Annotated in this window: 18 protein-coding genes; 12 read left to right on the top strand and 6 right to left on the bottom strand. The window is 44.6% G+C overall.

What is annotated here, in order from left to right; translation table 11 throughout:
• Positions 1-28 precede the first annotated feature (28 nt).
• Positions 29-625 carry an inosine/xanthosine triphosphatase gene (yjjX, locus tag AC0VYA_RS19835; protein WP_475489416.1) on the bottom strand — a complete coding sequence of 199 codons (597 nt, stop codon included), beginning with the start codon at positions 623-625 and terminating at the stop codon, positions 29-31.
• Positions 626-874: 249 nt separating this feature from the next.
• Here yjjX and AC0VYA_RS19830 point away from each other — a divergent pair, with 249 nt between their 5' ends.
• Positions 875-1639 carry an MBL fold metallo-hydrolase gene (locus AC0VYA_RS19830; RefSeq protein WP_475489415.1) on the top strand — a complete coding sequence of 255 codons (765 nt, stop codon included), beginning with the start codon at positions 875-877 and terminating at the stop codon, positions 1637-1639.
• 127 nt (positions 1640-1766) lie between these two features.
• Positions 1767-2660 (top strand): LysR family transcriptional regulator, encoded by an 894-nt coding sequence (locus AC0VYA_RS19825; protein ID WP_011576623.1) that lies wholly within the window; start codon positions 1767-1769, stop codon positions 2658-2660.
• A 69-nt stretch (positions 2661-2729) separates the two neighbouring features.
• Here AC0VYA_RS19825 and AC0VYA_RS19820 read toward each other — a convergent pair whose 3' ends face one another.
• The 3 genes from AC0VYA_RS19820 to AC0VYA_RS19810 all read right to left on the bottom strand — a co-directional run bounded on the left by AC0VYA_RS19820 (position 2730) and on the right by AC0VYA_RS19810 (position 8490).
• Positions 2730-5249: a response regulator gene (locus AC0VYA_RS19820; RefSeq protein WP_475489414.1), complete on the bottom strand. Its 2520-nt coding sequence runs from the start codon at positions 5247-5249 to the stop codon at positions 2730-2732.
• A gap of 611 nt (positions 5250-5860) precedes the next feature.
• Positions 5861-6574, bottom strand: coding sequence for a DUF445 family protein (locus AC0VYA_RS19815; protein WP_475489413.1), 714 nt, complete (start codon positions 6572-6574; stop codon positions 5861-5863).
• Between the two features lie 269 nt (positions 6575-6843).
• The gene (locus AC0VYA_RS19810) at positions 6844-8490 is read right to left on the bottom strand and encodes an isovaleryl-CoA dehydrogenase (protein ID WP_475489412.1); all 1647 of its coding nucleotides are present in this window, start codon (positions 8488-8490) and stop codon (positions 6844-6846) included.
• 425 nt (positions 8491-8915) lie between these two features.
• Here AC0VYA_RS19810 and AC0VYA_RS19805 point away from each other — a divergent pair, with 425 nt between their 5' ends.
• Both AC0VYA_RS19805 and AC0VYA_RS19800 read left to right on the top strand, forming a co-directional pair.
• Entirely contained in the window at positions 8916-9635 is a 720-nt protein-coding gene (locus AC0VYA_RS19805) for a PaaX family transcriptional regulator C-terminal domain-containing protein (RefSeq protein WP_475489411.1), read from the top strand.
• 265 nt (positions 9636-9900) lie between these two features.
• Positions 9901-10503, top strand: coding sequence for a Tll0287-like domain-containing protein (locus AC0VYA_RS19800; RefSeq protein ID WP_475489410.1), 603 nt, complete (start codon positions 9901-9903; stop codon positions 10501-10503).
• A gap of 660 nt (positions 10504-11163) precedes the next feature.
• On the opposite strand, the gene pobA is transcribed toward AC0VYA_RS19800, so the two are convergent.
• Entirely contained in the window at positions 11164-12378 is a 1215-nt protein-coding gene (gene pobA, locus AC0VYA_RS19795; RefSeq protein ID WP_475489409.1) for a 4-hydroxybenzoate 3-monooxygenase, read from the bottom strand.
• Positions 12379-12518: 140 nt separating this feature from the next.
• Between pobA and AC0VYA_RS19790 the strand changes: the two genes are divergently transcribed.
• Complete coding sequence (locus AC0VYA_RS19790; RefSeq protein WP_272995845.1) at positions 12519-13400, top strand: helix-turn-helix domain-containing protein; 882 nt, start codon at positions 12519-12521, stop codon at positions 13398-13400.
• 13 nt (positions 13401-13413) lie between these two features.
• On the opposite strand, the gene AC0VYA_RS19785 is transcribed toward AC0VYA_RS19790, so the two are convergent.
• Positions 13414-14616: a LysR family transcriptional regulator gene (locus AC0VYA_RS19785; protein WP_475489408.1), complete on the bottom strand. Its 1203-nt coding sequence runs from the start codon at positions 14614-14616 to the stop codon at positions 13414-13416.
• A 128-nt stretch (positions 14617-14744) separates the two neighbouring features.
• On the opposite strand from AC0VYA_RS19785, the gene AC0VYA_RS19780 reads away from it, so the two are divergent.
• The 7 genes from AC0VYA_RS19780 (at position 14745) to AC0VYA_RS19750 (ending at position 20706) form a co-directional block, all read left to right on the top strand.
• Positions 14745-15431, top strand: a complete 687-nt coding sequence (locus AC0VYA_RS19780; protein ID WP_011576597.1) for a 4-carboxy-4-hydroxy-2-oxoadipate aldolase/oxaloacetate decarboxylase — start codon at positions 14745-14747, stop codon at positions 15429-15431.
• A gap of 2 nt (positions 15432-15433) precedes the next feature.
• Entirely contained in the window at positions 15434-16531 is a 1098-nt protein-coding gene (locus tag AC0VYA_RS19775) for a 4-oxalomesaconate tautomerase (protein WP_475489407.1), read from the top strand.
• 67 nt (positions 16532-16598) lie between these two features.
• Positions 16599-17618 (top strand): amidohydrolase family protein, encoded by a 1020-nt coding sequence (locus AC0VYA_RS19770; RefSeq protein ID WP_475489406.1) that lies wholly within the window; start codon positions 16599-16601, stop codon positions 17616-17618.
• Positions 17615-18523, top strand: coding sequence for an amidohydrolase family protein (locus AC0VYA_RS19765; protein ID WP_011576594.1), 909 nt, complete (start codon positions 17615-17617; stop codon positions 18521-18523). Before AC0VYA_RS19770 ends, AC0VYA_RS19765 begins: the two co-directional genes overlap by 4 nt.
• Positions 18524-18532: 9 nt before the next feature.
• Positions 18533-18919: a protocatechuate 4,5-dioxygenase subunit alpha gene (ligA, locus tag AC0VYA_RS19760; RefSeq protein ID WP_011576593.1), complete on the top strand. Its 387-nt coding sequence runs from the start codon at positions 18533-18535 to the stop codon at positions 18917-18919.
• Positions 18919-19758 (top strand): class III extradiol dioxygenase subunit beta, encoded by an 840-nt coding sequence (locus AC0VYA_RS19755; protein WP_011576592.1) that lies wholly within the window; start codon positions 18919-18921, stop codon positions 19756-19758. The genes ligA and AC0VYA_RS19755 overlap by 1 nt, the downstream gene beginning before the upstream one ends.
• Positions 19759-19767: 9 nt before the next feature.
• A complete protein-coding gene (locus AC0VYA_RS19750) occupies positions 19768-20706 on the top strand; it encodes a Gfo/Idh/MocA family oxidoreductase (protein WP_011576591.1) in 939 nt (312 codons plus the stop codon).
• Positions 20707-20708: the final 2 nt, after the last annotated feature.

Below are 20708 nucleotides of genomic sequence, written 5' to 3'. Positions count from 1 at the left end.
CAAGACACGCTATTGCCCATAGCTGTTATCAATTTTTAACAGGATACAGTTCAGGGTGTAAAAATGGCGCCATTGCCAACACCATTGCATGAGTATAATTGCCTTCTCGGGTGGCATTTCCGTTGGTCAGCAACCCTATCGCCCCACCTTTTTGTTTCACGTTTGTGGTGTTAAATAGCTTATCCATTAATGGGCCTAGTTCTTCACCACTGGCTAAGGCTTGATAAACAGATTCAGGAATAGGCATAATCGCGCCCCGGCCAATAGACTTGCGCTGGTGGTTAGCGATAACGATATAAGCAAACGTAGCTGGGCCGTATTCGAATTTATCGACGCCGCCTTCCATCGCCACATAAAAATCTGCTTTTGCATTGGCTTGACAATAATTGACCCGATTAATAGCACCTATGCGAGTTTCTTCACTGGTCATGGGCTGTTCAGCTACGCCAGAGGGGGCATGCACGCCTTCGCACGTTATTTCATGTTCAGGGTAAAGCATACTGATAGCGTTTTTTGCGGCGTTGACTTTCACTGGATTTTTAGAGCCGACGACTACGTGCAGCGTTGTAGGTCTTTGAGATTGATGCAAGGTAGCTTCCCTAGAACAGACGAGGATAAACGTCATGATAAACGTACATATTGTACAAAGAGGAGAAGGGTAGCACAGTAAAATGGCTGAAGATTCTACACTGGGGATGAAATATTCTCTGATATGCGCAGTCGGAAGTGGGTCGTACACTCTATGCAGCCCTTGTGAAACTGAGTTTATATCTTTTTATTTGACTTAACTATTTACAACAAAAAGTTCGATTTTACTGGCATGACCAGTATGCTAGTTACCGCGCAATATAAAGCTAAAAGAGCAGTTAGAGTTATGAAGTTACATCATTTACAGGGTTATATTCAGTCAATATATTTAGTCGAATACCCAGACCGACTTATGTTGCTGGACGGCTGTACCCGTGCCGACGTCGACACCCTACGAGATTTTATTACTGAAGAATTGAACCGTCCTTTTAGTGATTTAAAAGCGGTAGTGGTTACTCATATGCATCCGGATCACGCTGGTGCAGCGCACGCGTTAAGAAAACTGGTTGGTTGCACAATCATCTCTAGTGACGTTGAGCACTCTTGGTACAAAGGCATAACAGGTTGGCTTATGTTCGTCACCGATTTAATGCTTGCACGTTGGGTCGCCAACCGAATGGGGCGTGAACGCAGAAGTATGTGGTACGCCAAAACGCTTAAACCAGACATCAAACTTATTGATAAGCAGACGATACCGGGCTTTGATGAATGGTGTGTGTATGAAACTCCAGGGCATACAGACCGTGATTTATCAGTTATGCATATGCCAAGTCAGCGCATGTACGTGGCTGATTTGGTGGTTAAAGTGAAGAGTCGTTTTATTCCGCCTTTTCCAGTGTTTTTCCCTGAAGTGTACGGCAACTCAATTGATCGGCTCATGGCAATGCGGCCAAAATCTATTTTGCTCGCTCACGGCGGTGAAGTGCAATTGAACGATGCTGATTACCAGCATTTACAGGCCAGTCTACCTAGGGGGCCGCAAACGCCTTGGCGAGTGATTAAAGCAAGAGGCAGGCGGGCGTTAGGTTTGAAGAAATCAGCACGAACGTAAAGGTTATTCTAGTCATGAGTACTGGCTTTAGGTATCTAACATTTGTTCACCAAAGTTAGACCGGCTCAAGTAAAATTAGTGGTATATTTCTAGTATTAGATGAATTTTACTCATAGGTTTTACCCTTATGCTGGAGCGCCATCATTTAGCCATTATCCACGCTGTTGACAAACATGGCACGTTAACCGAAGCCGCCAATGCCCTGCATTTGACGCAATCTGCTTTGAGTCACGGTATTAAAAAGCTAGAAGGCCACTTAGGTGCGCCTGTGTGGCAAAAAGACGGTCGTCGCTTGCGCTTAACTCAAGCAGGGCAAGGGTTACTCAATTTAGCCAATCGAGTGTTACCGCAATTTGAACACAGTGAACAAGTGATCCAGCAGATTGCTCAAGGTCAACGCGGCGCACTGCGCATCGGTATGGAATGCCACCCTTGTTATCAGTGGTTATTGAAAGTCGTCTCCCCATTTTTGCAGCAATATCCTGACGTGGACGTTGATGTACGCCAAGCGTTTCAATTCGGTGGGTTAGGGGCGTTGCTGGGTTACGATATTGATATGCTGGTCACCCCAGACCCATTATTTCAAAAAGGTTTAGAGTACTTACCGGTATTTGAATACGAGCACGTATTAGTTGTGCCTGAATCTCACCCTGTTGCGGGGCAGTCGTGGGTGCAGCCACAGGATCTTAGTGATGACGTGCTAATTACCTACCCAGTAGAGGCAAGTCGTTTGGACATATTTAGCCAATTTCTGACCCCAGCAGGCGCTAGCGTTAAGCGACATAGAACCATTGAAACAACAGAAATTATGTTGCAAATGGTCAGTGCAGGGCGAGGGGTTTCGGCACTACCCAAATGGCTGGTGGAACAGCATCAAAAAGATTTACCCATTGTGCCTGTTAGATTGGGTAAAAAAGGAATTTTTAAAAATATTCACTTAGGGTTTAGGGCCGGTGAAACTCGTCCTGAATACCAGAACACCTTTATTGACATTGCTAAAAAAACCGACCATTTAATCTAGTACGGATCCACGTTAATAAGTGCTCACTTATTAACGTGGATTAGAATAATAGTCGGTTCAATAAATTAACTATGCTTTTTGAGTGAGGCGCAAGATACACTGAACAATTTGGTCTCGGTCGTAAGGCTTACCTAGATGTTCGTTCATTCCAGCATGTATGTACTGTTGTTTATCTTGCTCGAATATATTGGCCGTAAGAGCAACAATCGGTAAATCGGCCATGCCTAATTCCCCGCGGATCACTTTTAACGCAGCAAGGCCGTTCATGACGGGCATGTTGATATCCATCAATACAATATCCACTTTTTCTGCGCGTTTGAGCTCATCTATGCAGTGTTGACCATCGTTCGAAAGAAGCACTTCAGCCCCTTCCTGTTGCAGAAGTTCACTAATGATCTCTTGGTTAATCATATTGTCTTCGGCGACTAGCACGGTTAATCCATCTAATGGGCTCTCGTCTTCATCGCTCGCTATCATTTCCGTCTTTTCAATGATGTGAAACAGCTCTTCATTACGACAGGGTTTACTCAAAATACGCTCAACTGCAAATTGCTGCGTCATGCGCGAAATACTTTTTGCATCGTAGGCGGTTAAGACCAGTATTCGGCTGGTGATCTGTACTTTTGATTGTTGTAATCGAGATAGAAATGCTAAGCCGCCTATTTGTGGCATCACCCAATCAAGTAAAATAATGTCAGGTTGCTCATTCTCTATTAAGGCCTCAAGCGCATCACTGGCAAATTGAAAGGTCGCTACTTCGGCGCCCATCGTAGTGAGTGCATGTTCTAACATGGTTAAAGAAATAGGGTTGTCATCGATGACGACGATGCGTTGCGGCGTCGATAGCTGCATGACTTCTTCTGGTGAGGTAATGATCAGGTTATTGAGTTTCAACTTAACGCTGGCAGTAAAACAGCTGCCGATGCCAAGCTGACTCGATACAACAATTTCACCGCCCATCAACTGGCACAATTGTTGGCTTATGGTTAAGCCTAGTCTGCCACCAGCATTGTGATTCTGCTTTAACGGTTGACCCTGGCTAAAGAGTTGGTTGATATCTTCTTGACTAATGCCAGCCCCTGTATCAGTAACCATGATGTTTAACGTATAGTCACTCTCATGTGTGAGTGAGTCTTGGTCTGTTTGTTGGTTGTCTGTGCTGATGACTAAATGAATATGGCCACTGCTAGTTTGCTCAATAGCATTAGCGCATAGATTCAGCATAATTTCGCTTAATCGTCTGCGATCTCCAATGAGATCGCAGTGCACGGTGTGGGGCAACGTAATATTAAACACTAACCCTTTATCTTGTGCCTCTTTAGACAACATGGCGTACAAACTATCTACAATTTCATGCAATGAGAACGGCTGTTCAGCAAGTTGTAGTTCGCCAGATTCCAACAACGCGAAATCAGATAAATCCCCCAATACTGAATTAAGGTGTTCAGCCGAAGCAGTAATTTTACGTAGGTAGTCTTGTTGCTTTAGGCTTAACTCAGTTTGCATGCACAAATCGGTCATACCTAAAATACCATTTACAGGAGTGCGGATTTGATGGCTCAATGTGTTCATGAATTGCGTTCGACCGCTGACTGCCCAGGCTGCCGTTTTTTCACTGGCTGCTAACGCTATTTCAGTGTCTTTTAGGGAATGAGTAACGCGTTTTACTTCCCGTGATTGTCGCAGGAGATGTAGGTAAAGTCCCCTGTGTTGTTGTAATGCATAGCGCAATAAAAAACCGGCCATAAAGCTACCGACGATAGATAAAGTCAAATACACGTAATAAATAAAATCAATCGGTTTAACATGTTGTGTTGGCGGATATACCCAGAGCTGCCACTGATTGCCAAGTATATTAAGCGGTACATTTAAGTCTGGAATGTCAGTACGTTTTGCATCAATACTAGGCGTACTGTCGAACATTTTGTTATCAGGGAACACATAGTAGTTTTGCTCGTGATCGGCCAAAATATAGGCGAAGTTTTCACGACCCGCTTCTTTAGGCAGCGCACCTGTCAGGGATGCCACTTGATGAACGGTGATCAAAAAAGTTGCTGCTGTTTGAGCTGTCTCTTCTTCAGCGATAGGATTTACCACAACAATTATTGGTGCTTTAACCGCTGAATTATGTGCGTTGATGATAGGCGAAATTTGGGTTGTCCCCAGTTTACCTGCGGCCTTAAGGTAAGGTTGAATATAGGGAGCTAATTCGTCAACGAGCTGACTGAGTCCGGTATTGGGAGAATAGTGAAAGCGCGGCAGGGCAGCATTATTGCTAAACAGGTAAATTTCCGCGACATCATTGGCTTTGGGATAAACCAAACGAATAAATTGACTTAGTTGGGCTGTTTTTAAGGGGCTATTGAGATGTACCGCATCAGCCAATTTATTACTGCGTTCAACGGTTTGTTGCAGGGCCACATCATATCGGGCGACAAATTGCTGTAAGTGCTGTTGAGCATGGTTCAGCTCTTGGGTACGGTAAGACGATACCCCTTGATTGAACAGCAATAGTCCGATGGCACTACCCACCACGAAGGTTAACCAAAAAACGACATTAGCCATTTTACCACTAGCAAGATACTTCATTCCATGTCATCCGTTTAAGTGCTTCTTGAGGCAGGTATGGGCAATTCATTTGCCACTAAATACCACACTCTGCACCGTACTCCTCGGATGACTAAATTTCAATATTTGCAGCTCAAATATTTGTAATTAGTGCCCTATTGACACTTTTTAGAAAGGAGATAAGAGAAAATGGCAGATATTTCATTTTGAAATATCTGCCACAAATGTGACACCAAGCCAGGACCAGTGAAACTCAGTATCAAACAGGCAGGATCAATTTAATCTAAATGAGAATTGTTTGCAAGTGCATTTGAGGGTTAATGTAAAATACTATACGAATATGAGGCAAGGTGTTTGATATGTCTGTGTCTGCCTCCCATATGGAATGGGGGGAGCGGTCGATGTGCTCTGATGAACAGCTTAGAGAGCATTAATAGCAAGGGCGAAATGAAAACATGAGTATTTTCGAAAAATGGGCTTTCGAGAAAAAGCGTTTAAAAATATCCTTAAAGCGTGTCTTCATAAAGAGCACCCAATAGGAGTTGTTTAAGTTGTTCAAAAAGCCTTCCATAAAGCGCCCGCAAGATATGCAGGGCTAGAGCTTTACGGAAGGTTATACATATTTCAGTGCTCTAAGCAGCTAGATTCATCGCGAGCAAGCCCACTAGCCCTATGAGGCCACCAAAAACACCACCCCATACAACCAACCAACCTAAATGTTTCTTGATCATGGCTTGAATAATATCTTTGACCATTTTAGGGGTAAGTTCATCTAAGCGCTGCTCAACAATCGATTCAATTTTCTGTTGCACGTCATGCATCACATTTGGCTGTTCAAACTGATTGCTTAACGTCTCTAGAAAACGCTCATCTTGGCTTATTTCAATCAGGGAGGTTTTCATTTTCTCCACAAAGGGCTGTTTCAGCGGAGTAAGGGCTTCTGCGCCACCGAACATACCTAGCATACTGCCAAATGAAGACGCATTAATAACTTCGACCAATGAGTCAAACGTAGGCTCTAAATCGACCTTTTCTAACACTGGGGCTAAATCAATCTTAAGTTGCTGATTATCACTGTTTAGGAAGCGTGCAATGTTTTGCTCAGTGAAAAACTGCGTCATCATCAGTTCTCGTATTCCTGCTTTAAACTCTTCAAAACGTGACGGAATAACACCTGAACCGTATAAAAGCGGCACTTTTTCAAACAACATGTGTATCGCCAGCCAATTGGTGATTGCACCAGACAAAGCAAAGATACCGACAGTAGTAATAATCAGATTTTCTAACACCAAACCCAGAATAAGTAACAACAGGGCAACTACATTGGTTAGGATACTTTTGTTCAAAATCGCTCCTTAATAAATGGGTGTAAACAACGTGCGGACAAGCGCTGTTGTCACAAATTGGCGCTATGCTAGCAGGGTAGCGGGTAGGGTGACAACAGGATTTGCTAACGAATGAACTTCATTGGTTGGCAAAGATAAGTTAGAACAAACGTAGTTAGGAAATGAGCGGACGGCGTTTGCCCTCTCAGCAACTTTCAACTGGGGAAAGTGACCTCGTCGTGCTGAAAACCGCCGCCATTTCTCGGTATGTGGTCGTCCAATATAACCGTTTAATTTTCGAGAATGCCCCGCTGTATGATTTCATCAAAAGGCACGCTAGCGGGAAGCGTACCGAATGCTAGTCCCTGCTGTTTGTCCAATCGCGCTGAGCAAAATGCCTCAGCCATGTCTTTGTCATTCGCAGTTAAAAGCAAGGCACCTTGCAGTGCAAGTGCCATTTGTTCCACCACTAAACGACTGCGTATTTCAAGGGTGTCTTGATCATCGAAGGCTGCTTTAAGGGTTTTGAGATGGCAATCATAAGCGTTATTTTTGCCCGCGGCCCTTTGCAACTCAGCAAACAGCGCATTAATGGCCTCAGGCTCTTTGCGTAGCGCCCGAAGCACATCGAGACATTGTACATTGGCGCTGCCCTCCCATATCGAGTTCAACGGCGCTTGGCGATATAAACGCGGCAGAATGTTTTCTTCCACATAGCCAATACCGCCTAAACATTCTTGCGCTTCATTTACAAAGACGGGAGTACGTTTGCAGATCCAATATTTTCCAATGGCAGTGGCAATGCGTGAAAGGTGCGCCTCGTGTTGATTGGTGTTAGCCAAATCAACGGCGCGAGCAACGCGCATGGTTAAGGCTAAACTGGCGGCGACTTCTAAGGTCAAATCCGCCAGTACGTTTTTCATCAATGGTTGGTCTATAAGTTTTGCGCCAAAGGCCTCTCGGTGCTGAGTGTGATGCAGCGCTTGCATTAATGCTTGGCGCATTAAAGACGTTGAGCCAATCATGCAGTCAAGGCGAGTAAGGGATACCATATCAATAATAACGGGCACGCCTCGGCCTTCTTCCCCTACTAGATAGGCAGTAGCACCTTGAAACTCGACCTCTGAGGAAGCATTGCTCCAATCCCCTAATTTGTCCTTTAAACGCTGAATTCTGACGTGATTTAGCGAGCCGTCTTCTAAAATGCGAGGTAGCAGAAAGCAACTTAAGCCTTTTGTACTCTGCGCTAAAATTAGGTGGGCATCGCACATGGGCGCCGAAAAGAAAAACTTATGCCCAGTGATTCGGTAGCTTCCGTCAGCTTGAATGTCTGCGCGAGTGGTATTACGCCGTACATCAGAGCCGCCTTGTTTTTCTGTCATACCCATGCCCAAGGTGATACCACGCTTTTGACTTGCTGGTATTGAGCGAGGGTCATATTCGCCACTGATGACTTTATCTGTCCAGTAGTGTGGCAAATCCGGCGCATTTTTCAGGGCAGCCACACCTGCATGGGTCATGGTGAGTGGGCAAGTAGTCCCCGCATCCGCTTGGCTGTGCATAAATAGCAAAGCAGCCCTAATCACATGTGAACCTGATGTATATTCGTTTTTCCATGAATAAGCATGTACTTGGGCAGCCATCGCCTCGCCCATTAATTCGTGATAAGCCGGGTGAAACTCAACGTTGTCAATTCTGCGCCCATAGCCATCGAATGGCTGAAATTGTGGTTTGTTTTTATTGGCTAACTCGCCAGCATTCATGAGCTGGTCACCGGCAATATTGCCAAAGTCCGTTAATGTATTTGTAGGTAAGTCACTGTGGTTCTGCTGCACCGCATGCATCAACATTCGATCAGCAGACCAAAGATTATAAGGTGAAAGTACCTGAGGCTGGTTTTCAACCGTGTGAGTCGCATAGAGATCAAAATCTGACATAGCGCTTTCCAGTGTATGAGAATAATACAAAATTACATATATTGTTTTAATGTGTCAATAATTGTAATGTTTGTTTGATCTCGTTTATGGTGGGCTAAATACATATGTTTTTCCGAATGTTAATGGGCATTTATGACTGTATCTTAGAATCACTCACAAGCGATTCATTTCGAAGAGTAAAATTGTTTTCGAGCCGATTGCGTATTAACCTGTGCGCTCACTCGTCGGCGTTTAGTCATCCGTTTTGATCGGCTTTTACATAGAAGTGAAAGCTTAAATTATTAACTAAACCTTGAATTTACTTGTATCCAGAATAATCAGAGTGCTGTGCATTTATGTTGCCTCAATCGAAACCCACAAAGCCAATAAAAACCAGGCCTAGATCACTTTTATTGAATTTAATTGGCTCTAGGGGCAACGTAAAAATGAATGCCGCTAATGCAGTTCGGGTGGGAGCGTTGTTTGGTATTTCTGAAAACAATATTCGCGTCACACTCACTAGGTTAGTGTCTAATCATTTACTAAAAATCGTCGAGCGAGGCGATTATCAGCTTGGTTTGAAAGGTCAGCAGTTAGCCGCACACGTCAACGCGTGGCGAGAAGCAGAATCCAGCTTATGTGATTGGCAAGGTGATTGGGTTGTCGCCACAACCAACGGTTTAGGAAAAACCAATCGCAGTGCTTTGCGAATACGCCAGCGAGCATTGCACATGATGGGCATGCAGCAGCTTATAAACGATCTGTATGTACGGCCAAGTAATTTTGCGCAAGGGCCTGATTCTGTGCGTTCGAGGCTACTGGATCTCGGATTAGAGCCCACTGCTCCTGTATTTCGCGCCAGCGACTTTGCATCAGACTTGCAACAAAAAGCGAAAACCCTGTGGGATGCGAACGCCCTTGAAGCCGGCTATCGTCAAGGTTTGCAGAAGCTAGAGGATTCTTTGAATCGTCTGACCACACTAGCATTAGATGAGGCAGCTAAAGAGACTTATTTAGTGGGTGACAACGCACTGCAGCAACTTGTATTTGATCCGCTGCTTCCTGCACCGCTTATTGATGTGACACTTCGTCAGCGATTTAGAAACAAAGTGCGTGAGTATGATGAAGTGGGTGAACGTATTTGGTTTCGGTTTTTGGGCCAGTAAATATTATTTACAGTAGCAAAGCTTATGAGACTGTACAGGCACAAACAAATTGTTCTAAATCAAATGGGGAGAGATATTTTTAGCTAAGCTCAATGGGTGCGTTCATCTCATAAGGGCATTTATGGGCTGTCAGCCTATTGTCCGGTCACGCTATTTACCGGTTACACCATTATTCGGTCACGCCACTATCCGGTCACGCCACAATCCGGTCACGACGCTTCGCGAACATGATATTAAGCTTTGGCTCATAGTAAAAGGAAATCACATGACGACATTAATCAAGTTTATCCCTACCTTTATCCTTGCATTGCCGATTTGCCTCAGCGGGTTCACTGTTAATGCAAGCACCGTTAACGCTGAGGCATCGGCTCGAGAGAGTGAGGTAAAAGAAGCGCGTTTACTGATTAAAGAATTCAGTGAAACGCTCAAAAGCACGCTGTCTGCCGCCATTGAACAGGGCGGATTAATTAATGCGCTGGATGCGTGTCATATTGAAGCCCCTGCTATCTCATCTCGGCTTGCAGCGCAGTCAGGCTGGAAGGTTCAACGTACCCCATTAAAACCCCGCAATGTACTCAATAGTCCTGACAACTGGGAGTTAGCCAATCTACAACGCTTTGAGCAACGTAAAGAAGCGGGCGAGCCGGTAGCCAATATCGATACCTTTTCAACGATACAAGAAAAAGGGAAAATGGTTTTTCGCTATATGAAAGCCATTCCAACCGGCGGGCTGTGTTTAAATTGTCATGGCAACAGCGTAGCGCCCAGTGTGAAAGAAAAAATTGATGCGTTGTACCCTTATGATGAAGCACTGGGTTTCACCATGGGAGATATTCGCGGCGCATTCACGTTGAAAAAGGTGGAGTGAGATTATCATGACTGAATTCAGATAATATTTGCAGCACTCATGGTTAATTGGGGATAGACGAACAATTACCTGTTGGTGGTATTCATAAGTCGCTTAACAAAAAGAGTACCAGCATGAGTTACAAGCAGTTGGTTAAAGAACAAAAATATGAGATGAAGGCGCACTTACGCGAGGGTTTCAACTGGTGGAAAATAGGAAAGCGGTTGTGTGTCAGTTACAGAACCATCATTCTTGTGCATCCACGCCTTGTTCACCATCCGCTGGATGAATTATAAGAGCGCAATTATTAACTGGAATGGGTGGAGTGTAGCCAATGCATTGGCACTACTACTTAACATTCTGAGTGGTGTTTTTCCGCCGGTTATAGAATAACGCGCCCTACAAGCGATACTATTTTTGAACAGTCCCTGTTGAACATGGTTTTTCTAAGGGACCCTAGTATGCAAATATTATATTTTAACAGAAGACGAATATTGATAAGAAAAGTGGTCTTTTGGCTGATCAAGAGTGCTGAGATAAAGAGTAATGCACACGTGCAATTTGATGTGGCTTTGAGCGGTGATGGGCGCGGTGTCAAACGAGTGTTATTTACTTCGTTTGAAAACTAGCCTGTCGGTTTTAGCGTTAACAGGCTAGTAGGGTAATTATTGAAAACCAGCTTTATACGTCGGAATATGGCATGCCAACGTACTGAGTTGCGATCACCTGTTGACCTTCTTCATGTGACAGGTAGAAGTCCAGCTCAGATGCCATAAAGCGCTCAAATGTTTTATTGTCCATGTTATTAGCATCGCCGCCACAATCAGTAAATTCATGAAGCATATTGCTCATCCACCACGAGAAACGTTCGGCGTGCCAGACTCGGCGCAAGGCTATTTCTGAATATTGTTGGGAAGCATTAGTTGCACCTTCGTTGTACTCTTTTGTTAGCAAACGGTATAAGGTCGATACATCTGACGCTGCTAAATTTAGTCCTTTTGCACCCGTTGGGGGCACAATATGTGCTGCATCACCAACCAAAAATAGCTTACCTAGCTGCATCGGCTCACACACAAAGCTGCGTAACGGGGCAATACTCTTTTCGAGGCTTGGCCCGGTAATAAGATTATTCGCTGCTTCTTGAGGCAAGCGTTTTCTCAACTCATCCCAAAACCTTTCATCACTCCACTGCTCAACTTTGTCAGTTAAGGGTACTTGTAGGTAATAGCGAGAGCGTGACGATGAACGCATACTGGCCAGGGCGAATCCACGTTCCGTTTTGCAATAGATTAGCTCATCGCTGACAGGCGGAGTGTCGCTAAGTAAGCCTAACCAGCCAAAGGGATATACCCGTTCAAATTCGTTACGCTTTTCCTCTGGGATACTTTTGCGGGAGACGCCATGAAAACCATCGCAACCAGCAATATAATCGCATTCTAGTGTGTAATTAACACCATCTTGGCTAAAGGTAACTGTTGGATGAGCACTTTCGATATCGTGTAAGGAAACATCGCTGGCGCTGTAGTATGTGGTTAATGCTTTCGTTTCTCGGGCTTGCATGAGGTCACGAGTGACCTCGGTTTGTCCATAACACATGACGGTTTTACCATCCGTGAGCTTGTTTAAATCAATTCGATAAGGGGTGCCATAGTAACTAATTTCAAATCCATCGTGCACATGCCCTTCACCATCCATTCGCTCATTGACGTTTGCTTCTCTCAGCAAATCCACTAAGCCTTGTTCCAAAATCCCGGCGCGTATACGGCCTAGCACGTACTCACCCGATACGCGTTCAACGATGATGTTGTCGATCCCCTGTTTCGCCAAAAGTTGGCCTAATAATAATCCTGATGGTCCTGCACCGATAATGGCGACTTTTGTTTTAACGGTCTGCATTATGTTCACTCTTTGACTAACTCAGTGACTTAATCATCGAATAGTTAAACAAATTTTATAATTCAACTCTGTTGCATATTATTGTACTTTTGCGTCATGTTAATTTAATGTCATTACACGTTAAATTATGATTAATAGATATGTCGGCAAGTATTCCTTTTTATGATTTATATGGTGAATCCTTTATTCGTAAGGATGTTGGTTTGGCTCATGTAGAGGACATTGCTTTTCGAAGCCGTGGGTTAGGATGGGAAATTGAGCCTCACAGACATGACAAACTCACCCAAATAATTTGTACTTTTGATGACTCATGGGTTGTCCAACTTGATGATAAACGATATGAGCTAAGCGGAAACTGGTTGGTTTTAATCCCTGCTGGTGTGGTGCATGGCTTCGTATTTGAACCGAATATTCAGGGCTATGTCGTATCGCTAAACCAAGATGCATTAGAGGGGACTTGCGATGCCGACCCTCAATCGACTTTACCAGAACTTTTATGGGTGCCTTCGGTGATTGAGTTTCGTGACAGGCAGCAAATTGAGCGCTTCATGACTTATATTAAATTGCTCAAAGATGAACTGGTTAGCGCAGAAGCTGAGCAGGGATTAGCAATCAATCGACTGGTACAAATGATATTACTCACCGTTAAACGACAACAACATTTGCAAGCGGTGAGTGCAGGCTCAAGCGGACGGGAGTCAAAGGTTTTACTGGCGTTTCGGCACTTAATCGAACAGAACTATACAAAGCATCTATCAGTACAAGATTACGCCAAACAACTGCATGTCTCTGTGTCGACCCTTAATCGATTATGTCAAGGGCAACTAAATGAATCACCTAAATCAATTATTCATCAAAGGTTAATTAGCGAAGCGAAACGACGGCTGATATATACGCGTCAGAGTGTCGAGGAAATAGCATATACTTTGGGTTACAAAGAGCCTGGCTATTTCAGTCGATTTTTTAAATTAGGTGTGGGTATGAGTGCTGGAATGTACCGTAAAACCAGTGTGATCTCATAGATGGCTTATCTCATCAAACCGTAGCGGTTTGTTCATAGTGAGATTCAATGATTTCTAAGAACCGACGTTGAATATGAGTCGCTTGCCAATTTTTCCGCATACTCAAGCCTATTTCGCGGTTTGTGTCTGCCAATGGCATAGGGCATACCGCCAATAAACCATTTTTAACTTCGACGTCGACTTGTCTGGCTGGCAATAAGGCGGCTCTTTCACTGTTGAGCAGTAATCCACGTATGGCGACCATGGCGCTACACTCTATTACTTGCTCGGGGGGCACTAAGCCTCGGCTGTTAAACAATTCATCAAATACTAAGCGAGCAGGTACACCTTTTCCTGGTACCACCCATTTCAGGCTTTGCAATTCTGTGTTTGACAAGGTTGCACGCTTTGCAAATTTGTGGCCCGCTTTAACCACCAAACTCAAGGGATCATCAAATAGTTTATGTTGCTTTATATCATTATGGGGGAGGGGATATCGTAACGCACCGACGATCACGTGTAACTGGCCATGCAATAGGTAATTGACTTGTTCTTCATAAGGCCCATCAATGATACTGACCTGCGCTAGCGGAAATTCATCTAGTAATTGCAGAACACAGCGAGGCACAATTTCAGTGCGGGCCAAGGGGAGGCTGCCAATGCGAATTGAACCATTCATGCGACCGTTAACCTCGCCAATTTCTTCAAGACCTTGAGATAGTTCAGCGAAAAATAAGCTCGCATAACGTGTTAGCTGACGAGCTCGCCATGTGGGCTCTACTCCGGTGGGAGAGCGCTGGAATAAGCACTGCTCACATAGGGTTTCTAAATCTTTAATAGAGCGGTGCAGGGTCGGCTGAGTTAATCCCATCTGTATAGCCGCAGCAGTATAGCTTTGTAATTCAGTGATGGTAATGAGGGCTTTTAGCTGCCGGCTACTGACTGAGCGCACAAAGGAGTGCATTTTCGGCTTATCAGCGTTAAACAACATAGCGCCTGCATACTGTAAATGCTTGAAAGCGCGATCTGCTCGGTTTAAGAAGCGAGCACCGTTTTCGGTACAATACATACCTGAGTTAGTACGACTGAAAAGTGTTAGTCCAAGAGTTGCTTCAAGTTTATTAATACCCTGAGTTAGCGCAGATTGGGTTAAATGAATCTGTTTTGCTGCTGCACTAATGGTGCCTGAGTTCTTTATTTCTAACGCGCAAAGCAAATGCCTAAGATTAAATTTCATATCTATTTAACTAGCTTGTTTTTTATTCATTATAGAAAAAACTAATGGTGAGTGTCATCTTTTTAAACAGTTTTTTAACGAACTGTACGCCATACTCATTTCGCAATTTTATTTTAATAGGTGAAGCCATGGCAATCTGTGTAACTGATACTCCTCGTCCTGATAAAGCTCTCGTGGCTAAATACCAAGGGTTTGAAGTCGCCACCGTGCATGAAGCACAAGGTCGTAAAGGTTTACTTGCTGACTATATGCGTCCGATTTACAAACCCGCTAAAGTAGCAGGCCCAGCAGTGACTTGCGAAGTGGCGCCAGGAGACAATTGGATGATCCATGTTGCGGTTGAACAATGTCAACCGGGTGATGTGTTAGTGGTCAAACCGACAAGTCCAAGTGTGGATGGTTTTTTTGGTGATTTACTGGCTACTTCACTTAAAGCGCGCGGTGTACTCGGGTTGATCATTGAAGGAGGGGTGCGTGATACCGCTACCTTAACGGCAATGAATTTTCCGGTGTGGTCAAAATCGATATTCTCACAAGGTTGTGTGAAAGAAACTATTGCCAACGTTAACGTACCCGTCATGTGTGCAGGTGCTTATATTCGCCCAGGTGACATGATAGTGGCAGACGAAGACGGTGTTGTGGTCGTAGCGCTCGAAGAAGCTGATAATGTGCAAACCAAAGTAGAGCAACGCATGGAAAATGAAGAATCTAAGCGTGTCCGTTTTGAAAACGGCGAGCTAGGGCTTGATATTTACAATATGCGCGAGCGACTTGCAGCTAAAGGCTTGGTTTACGTTAAGTACAACGAGCAATAAGCATGTCTGAAACACATCTTCAAAAAGCAATTCCGTGTTACATCATGCGTGGCGGCACCTCTAAGGGATTATATTTTCTGGCAGAGGACTTGCCAGCTGATCCCATTGAGCGTGATGACGTGTTGCTAAGATTAATGGGGTCCCCCGATGAACGCCAAATCGACGGTTTAGGCGGCGCACATCCGTTGACGAGTAAAGTGGCTATTGTGAGTCAATCAAGCCGTGATGACGCTGATGTTGATTACTTGTTTTTACAAGTGTCTGTGGATAAAGCACAAGTCAGTGACACGCAAAACTGTGGGAATTTACTCGCAGGTGTTGGCCCTTTCGCCATTGAAAAGAAACTGCTTACAGCCTCTGAACCCTACACCGATGTGCGCATTCATATGCTCAATACTGGGGCTAATGCGGTGACGCGAGTTGACACTGCGCACGGTATCGTTAATTACTCAGGCGAAGCTGCGATCGACGGCGTACCGGGTACTGCAGCACCAGTCTTAATTGATTTTTTAGACATTGCAGGCTCAAGCTGCGGAACACTTTTCCCTACTGGGAACGCCCAGGATGTCATTTTAGATTTTCCCGTCACATGTATTGATAATGGGATGCCTGTGGTACTGCTAAACGCAGAGTCATTTGATTTGAGTGGGGCCGAAACCCCCACTGAATTAGAGGCGAATCAATCACTTAAAGACAGGATTGAGGCCATTAGGCTTGAAGCTGGTAAATTAATGAATCTGGGCGATGTGAGCAAGAAAACCGTACCCAAAATGTCTCTGATATCCCCAGCCTTGAAAGGCGGGGTTTTGAATACCCGGACCTTTATCCCACATCGAGTACATGAAGCGATAGGTGTTTTAGGTTCGGTAAGTGTTGCTACTGCCTGTGTTTTAGAGGGCACCGTGGCCAGTGATTTGATTCAACAAACATTTGACGACGGCACGATTAGCATTGAAATTGAGCATCCCACTGGGCAGTTTACTGTTGAAATGGAAGTGGTGGGCAGTGTCAGTATTACCGAGTTTACCGTGCAACGGGCAGCGCTTTTACGCACAGCTCGATTGTTGATGCGCGGCGAAGCTATGCTACCAAGCCAATAATCTGGCTGATTAAAACATGTTGTTTTTAGCTCAGACACTTTAGACCCGCAGAATTGAGGAGAGAAATATGATCATCGATTGCCATGGCCACTATACTACCGCGCCAGAGCCTTTACAGTTGTTTCGCCAAGCGCAGATCAAGGCTTATCAGGAAGGTGCAGCCCTACCGGAAGTCCCACATATTAGCGATGATGAAATTCGCGAGAGCATTGAAAAAAATCAAATAAAATTACTAGATGAACGTGGTCTTGATATGACGATTTTTTCTCCACGTGCCTCAGCAATGGCTCATCATGTGGGCGATGAAGCCGTATCGAAACAATGGACTAGTGCCTGCAACGATTTGATAGCTAGGGTTGTCGAGTTATACCCAGAGCGTTTCATTGGCGTGTGCCAGTTACCCCAATCGATCGGTGTGCCGATTAAAAACTCAATTGAAGAGTTAGAGCGCTGCGTAAAAGAAAAAGGTTTTGTTGGTTGTAACCTAAATCCCGACCCTTCGGGTGGACACTGGAATTCGGCACCATTAACCGACGCTAGTTGGTATCCCTTCTACGAAAAAATGGTTGAGCTAGATGTGCCGGCCATGATCCACGTGTCAGGCTCGTGCAACCCTAATTTTCATGCTACGGGTGCCCACTACATGAACGCCGATACCACGGCTTTCATGCAGTTTTTAGAAGGAAATTTGTTTAAAGACTTTCCTAATTTACGTTTCATTATTCCACATGGCGGCGGGGCAGTACCTTATCACTGGGGGCGCTATCGTGGTTTGGCGGATATGATGAAACAACCACCACTGCGTGAGCATGTAATGAAAAATGTGTATTTTGATACCTGTGTTTATCATCAGCCCGGTATCGATTTGCTGTTTAACGTTATCGATATTGAAAACATACTTTTTGGATCTGAAATGATTGGTGCGGTGCGTGGAATAGACCCCGAAACGGGCCACTATTTCGACGATACAAAGCGCTATGTGGACAGTCTAAATTTGACGGATACAGAGCGTAGTAAAATATATTCGGGCAATGCGCGTCGGGTTTATCCAGGTCTAGATAGAAAATTAAAAGGCATGGGGTTATGAGCGCATTTAACAAAGATGCTGATTGGCTAGATTGGCATCCGTCCCCCTCCAAACCAAAATTTGTTGTGCCTAATGGCGCGGTGGATGCCCATTGCCATGTATTTGGTCCTGGTGCTGAATTTCCGTTTGCTCCTCAGCGCAAATACACCCCTTGCGATGCGTCCAAAAAACAATTATGGGCATTACGAGACTACTTGGGTTTTAGTCGTAACGTAGTCGTCCAAGCGACGTGCCACGGGGCAGACAATAGAGCACTCGTCGATGCACTGCTGGCTTCCAATGGTCTAGCTAGAGGTGTGGCCACTGTTTCGGAAGACGTGACAGATACAGAACTCGACGCACTTCACCAAGCCGGCGTAAGAGGCGTGCGATTTAACTTTGTTAAGCGTTTAGTTGATGCTTTACCTTTTGATTCCTTAAAGCGCATTGCTGCGAGAATTAAGGAGCTAAATTGGCACATTGTTATTTATTTTGAAGGTCAGGAACTGCCAGAGCTTTATGACTTCTTTACGAGTTTACCAACTACTGTGGTAGTCGATCATATGGGACGACCTGACGTTACTAAGCCTCTGGATGGTCCTGAATTTTCGTTGTTTCTAAAATTGATGCGTGAAAACGAAAATTTTTGGTCAAAGGTTAGTTGTCCAGAGCGTATATCAGTTGCCGGACCATCAAAGCATTATATGGATGTTATCCCATTCGCCCGCACCGTAGTGGAGCAGTTTTCACAGCGCGTATTGTGGGGGACTGATTGGCCGCATCCAAATATGAAAACGCACATGCCTGATGATGGTCAATTAGTCGACATTATTCCGCTTATTGCCCCGACAACTGAATTGCAACAGAAGTTGCTTATCAGTAACCCAATGCGCCTTTACTGGCCTGAACAGAGCATTAAATCTTAAGGAATAAAAATGTCTTTAGATAAGCCTTATCAAAAAATCCCTGGTACTACCGTATTTGATGCGGAAATGGGGCGGCGTGGTTATCACCTAAATCAATTTTGTATGTCGTTAATGAAAGCTGAAAATCGGGCTTTATTCAAAGCAGACGAGCGTGCTTATTTAGATAAATGGGATATGACAGAAGAACAAAAGCAAGGTGTTCTTTCTCGTGATTACAACCGCATGATGGCAAGCGGCGGGAATATCTATTTCCTGGCTAAAATATTCTCCAGCGATGGGCTTAGTTTTCAGTTTGCAGCGGCTACCATGACAGGCATGAGTCAACCTGATTATGCACAAATGATGCTTGATGGTGGGCGCGCCCCCGAAGGCAACATGTTCGAAGGAGATAAATAATGGCTAAGATTACAGCTGGTGTGGCTACTTCACACGTGCCCGCTATAGGTGCTGCCATCGATAATGGCAAAACAACTGAACCTTATTGGCAGCCTTTGTTTGCCGGATACGATTTTGCTAAAGAATGGATTAAGCAAGAGAAACCCGACGTAGTGATTTTGGTTTATAACGACCATGCCTCTGCGTTTGACATGAATATTATTCCAACTTTTGCGTTAGGCTGCGCACCGTCGTTTTCCCCTGCCGATGAAGGATGGGGGCCACGGCCTGTGCCTGATGTTGTTGGTTACCCTGAACTTGCAGCACATATTGCCCAATCTGTGATTCAGCAAGATTTCGACTTAACCATAGTGAATAAGATGGATGTGGATCACGGCTTAACGGTGCCACTATCATTGATGTTTGGTCAGCCCGAGGCTTGGCCATGTAAGGTGATACCGCTGGCCGTTAACGTGGTGTTGTATCCAGCACCATCGGGTAAACGATGTTATGCCTTAGGTAAAGCCATTCGTAATGCGGTTGAAAGTTTCGATGAAGATGTAAATGTACAAATCTGGGGCACGGGTGGCATGAGCCATCAGTTGCAAGGCCCTCGAGCAGGCTTGATTAATCAAGAATTTGATAATGCCTTCTTGGATCGTATTGTTGACGATAGCGACAACTTATCCGAGATGCCGCATTTTGATTATTTGAATCAAGCGGGTTCTGAAGGTGTTGAGTTGGTCATGTGGCTAGTGATGCGCGGAGCATTGAACGACAAGGTAAAACTTAAAAAGCGTTTTTACCATGTACCTGCGTCAAACACCGCTGTCGGCCATCTCGTTTTAGAAAATGATTAGGAGTGAATAATGAAAGTAATAATTGTAGGCCCTGGCGCTTTTGGAATTAAACACTTAGATGGCATTAAGAATATTAACGATGTTGAAGTGGTCGCCTTAGTCGGACGTTCCGCTGAAAAAACACAAAAAGTGGCGGATGAATATGGCATCCCACACATTTTTACAGATTTAGCCGAAGCGCTGAAAATCGACGCTGACGCCGTTATTTTATGTACACCGACCCAGCAACATGCTGAGCAATCAATTCAATGTATGCAAGCTGGCAAACACGTACAGGTTGAAATCCCTTTAGCGGACTCGTGGGCGGATTCTCAAGCGGTAGTTAAAGTACAGGAAGAGACAGGCAAGGTCTGTATGGTCGGTCATACGCGACGCTTTAACCCCTCTCACCAATGGGTTAATCAGCGCATCACGGCTGGCGAACTGAATATTCAACAGATGGACGTGCAAACTTATTTCTTCCGTCGTAAAAATATTAATGCGAAGGGGGAAGCTCGTTCATGGACTGACCATTTATTGTGGCACCATGCTGCCCACACAGTTGATTTATTTGCTTATCAAGCGGGCAGTAAAATAGTTAAAGCCAACGCAGTGCAGGGGCCGATTCACCCTGAACTGGGGATTGCATTGGATATGTCAATTCAGTTACAAGCGGAAAATGGTGCTATTTGCACCTTGTCATTGTCATTTAATAACGATGGTCCTCTTGGTACTTTCTTTCGCTACATCTGTGACAATGGCACTTATATCGCACGTTATGATGACTTATTTGACGGCAAAGAGAACAAAATAGATGTGTCGAATGTCGCTGTGTCAATGAATGGTATAGAGCTACAGGACAGGGAATTCTTTACTGCTATTAAAGAAAATCGAGAACCCAACTCGAGCATTGGTCAAGTACTGGCTTGCTATAAAGTTCTGCACGATCTTGAACAGCAACTTGTATAACA

It is taken from the genome of Paraglaciecola sp. QJM3NY_14 (assembly GCF_056173245.1).
The sequence above is the reverse complement of the archived record's forward strand: the minus strand, read 5'-3'. Positions and strand labels throughout refer to the sequence as shown.

What these genes read in the sequence shown, in the direction of transcription:
- yjjX (WP_475489416.1), bottom strand. Translation starts at nt 625, where the DNA reads ATGACGTTTATCCTCGTCTGTTCTAGGGAAGCTACCTTGCATCAATCT.
- AC0VYA_RS19830 (WP_475489415.1), top strand. Translation starts at nt 875, where the DNA reads ATGAAGTTACATCATTTACAGGGTTATATTCAGTCAATATATTTAGTC.
- AC0VYA_RS19825 (WP_011576623.1), top strand. Translation starts at nt 1,767, where the DNA reads ATGCTGGAGCGCCATCATTTAGCCATTATCCACGCTGTTGACAAACAT.
- AC0VYA_RS19820 (WP_475489414.1), bottom strand. Translation starts at nt 5,249, where the DNA reads ATGAAGTATCTTGCTAGTGGTAAAATGGCTAATGTCGTTTTTTGGTTA.
- AC0VYA_RS19810 (WP_475489412.1), bottom strand. Translation starts at nt 8,490, where the DNA reads ATGTCAGATTTTGATCTCTATGCGACTCACACGGTTGAAAACCAGCCT.
- AC0VYA_RS19805 (WP_475489411.1), top strand. Translation starts at nt 8,916, where the DNA reads ATGAATGCCGCTAATGCAGTTCGGGTGGGAGCGTTGTTTGGTATTTCT.
- AC0VYA_RS19800 (WP_475489410.1), top strand. Translation starts at nt 9,901, where the DNA reads ATGACGACATTAATCAAGTTTATCCCTACCTTTATCCTTGCATTGCCG.
- pobA (WP_475489409.1), bottom strand. Translation starts at nt 12,378, where the DNA reads ATGCAGACCGTTAAAACAAAAGTCGCCATTATCGGTGCAGGACCATCA.
- AC0VYA_RS19790 (WP_272995845.1), top strand. Translation starts at nt 12,519, where the DNA reads ATGTCGGCAAGTATTCCTTTTTATGATTTATATGGTGAATCCTTTATT.
- AC0VYA_RS19785 (WP_475489408.1), bottom strand. Translation starts at nt 14,616, where the DNA reads ATGAAATTTAATCTTAGGCATTTGCTTTGCGCGTTAGAAATAAAGAAC.
- AC0VYA_RS19780 (WP_011576597.1), top strand. Translation starts at nt 14,745, where the DNA reads ATGGCAATCTGTGTAACTGATACTCCTCGTCCTGATAAAGCTCTCGTG.
- AC0VYA_RS19775 (WP_475489407.1), top strand. Translation starts at nt 15,434, where the DNA reads ATGTCTGAAACACATCTTCAAAAAGCAATTCCGTGTTACATCATGCGT.
- AC0VYA_RS19770 (WP_475489406.1), top strand. Translation starts at nt 16,599, where the DNA reads ATGATCATCGATTGCCATGGCCACTATACTACCGCGCCAGAGCCTTTA.
- AC0VYA_RS19765 (WP_011576594.1), top strand. Translation starts at nt 17,615, where the DNA reads ATGAGCGCATTTAACAAAGATGCTGATTGGCTAGATTGGCATCCGTCC.
- ligA (WP_011576593.1), top strand. Translation starts at nt 18,533, where the DNA reads ATGTCTTTAGATAAGCCTTATCAAAAAATCCCTGGTACTACCGTATTT.
- AC0VYA_RS19755 (WP_011576592.1), top strand. Translation starts at nt 18,919, where the DNA reads ATGGCTAAGATTACAGCTGGTGTGGCTACTTCACACGTGCCCGCTATA.
- AC0VYA_RS19750 (WP_011576591.1), top strand. Translation starts at nt 19,768, where the DNA reads ATGAAAGTAATAATTGTAGGCCCTGGCGCTTTTGGAATTAAACACTTA.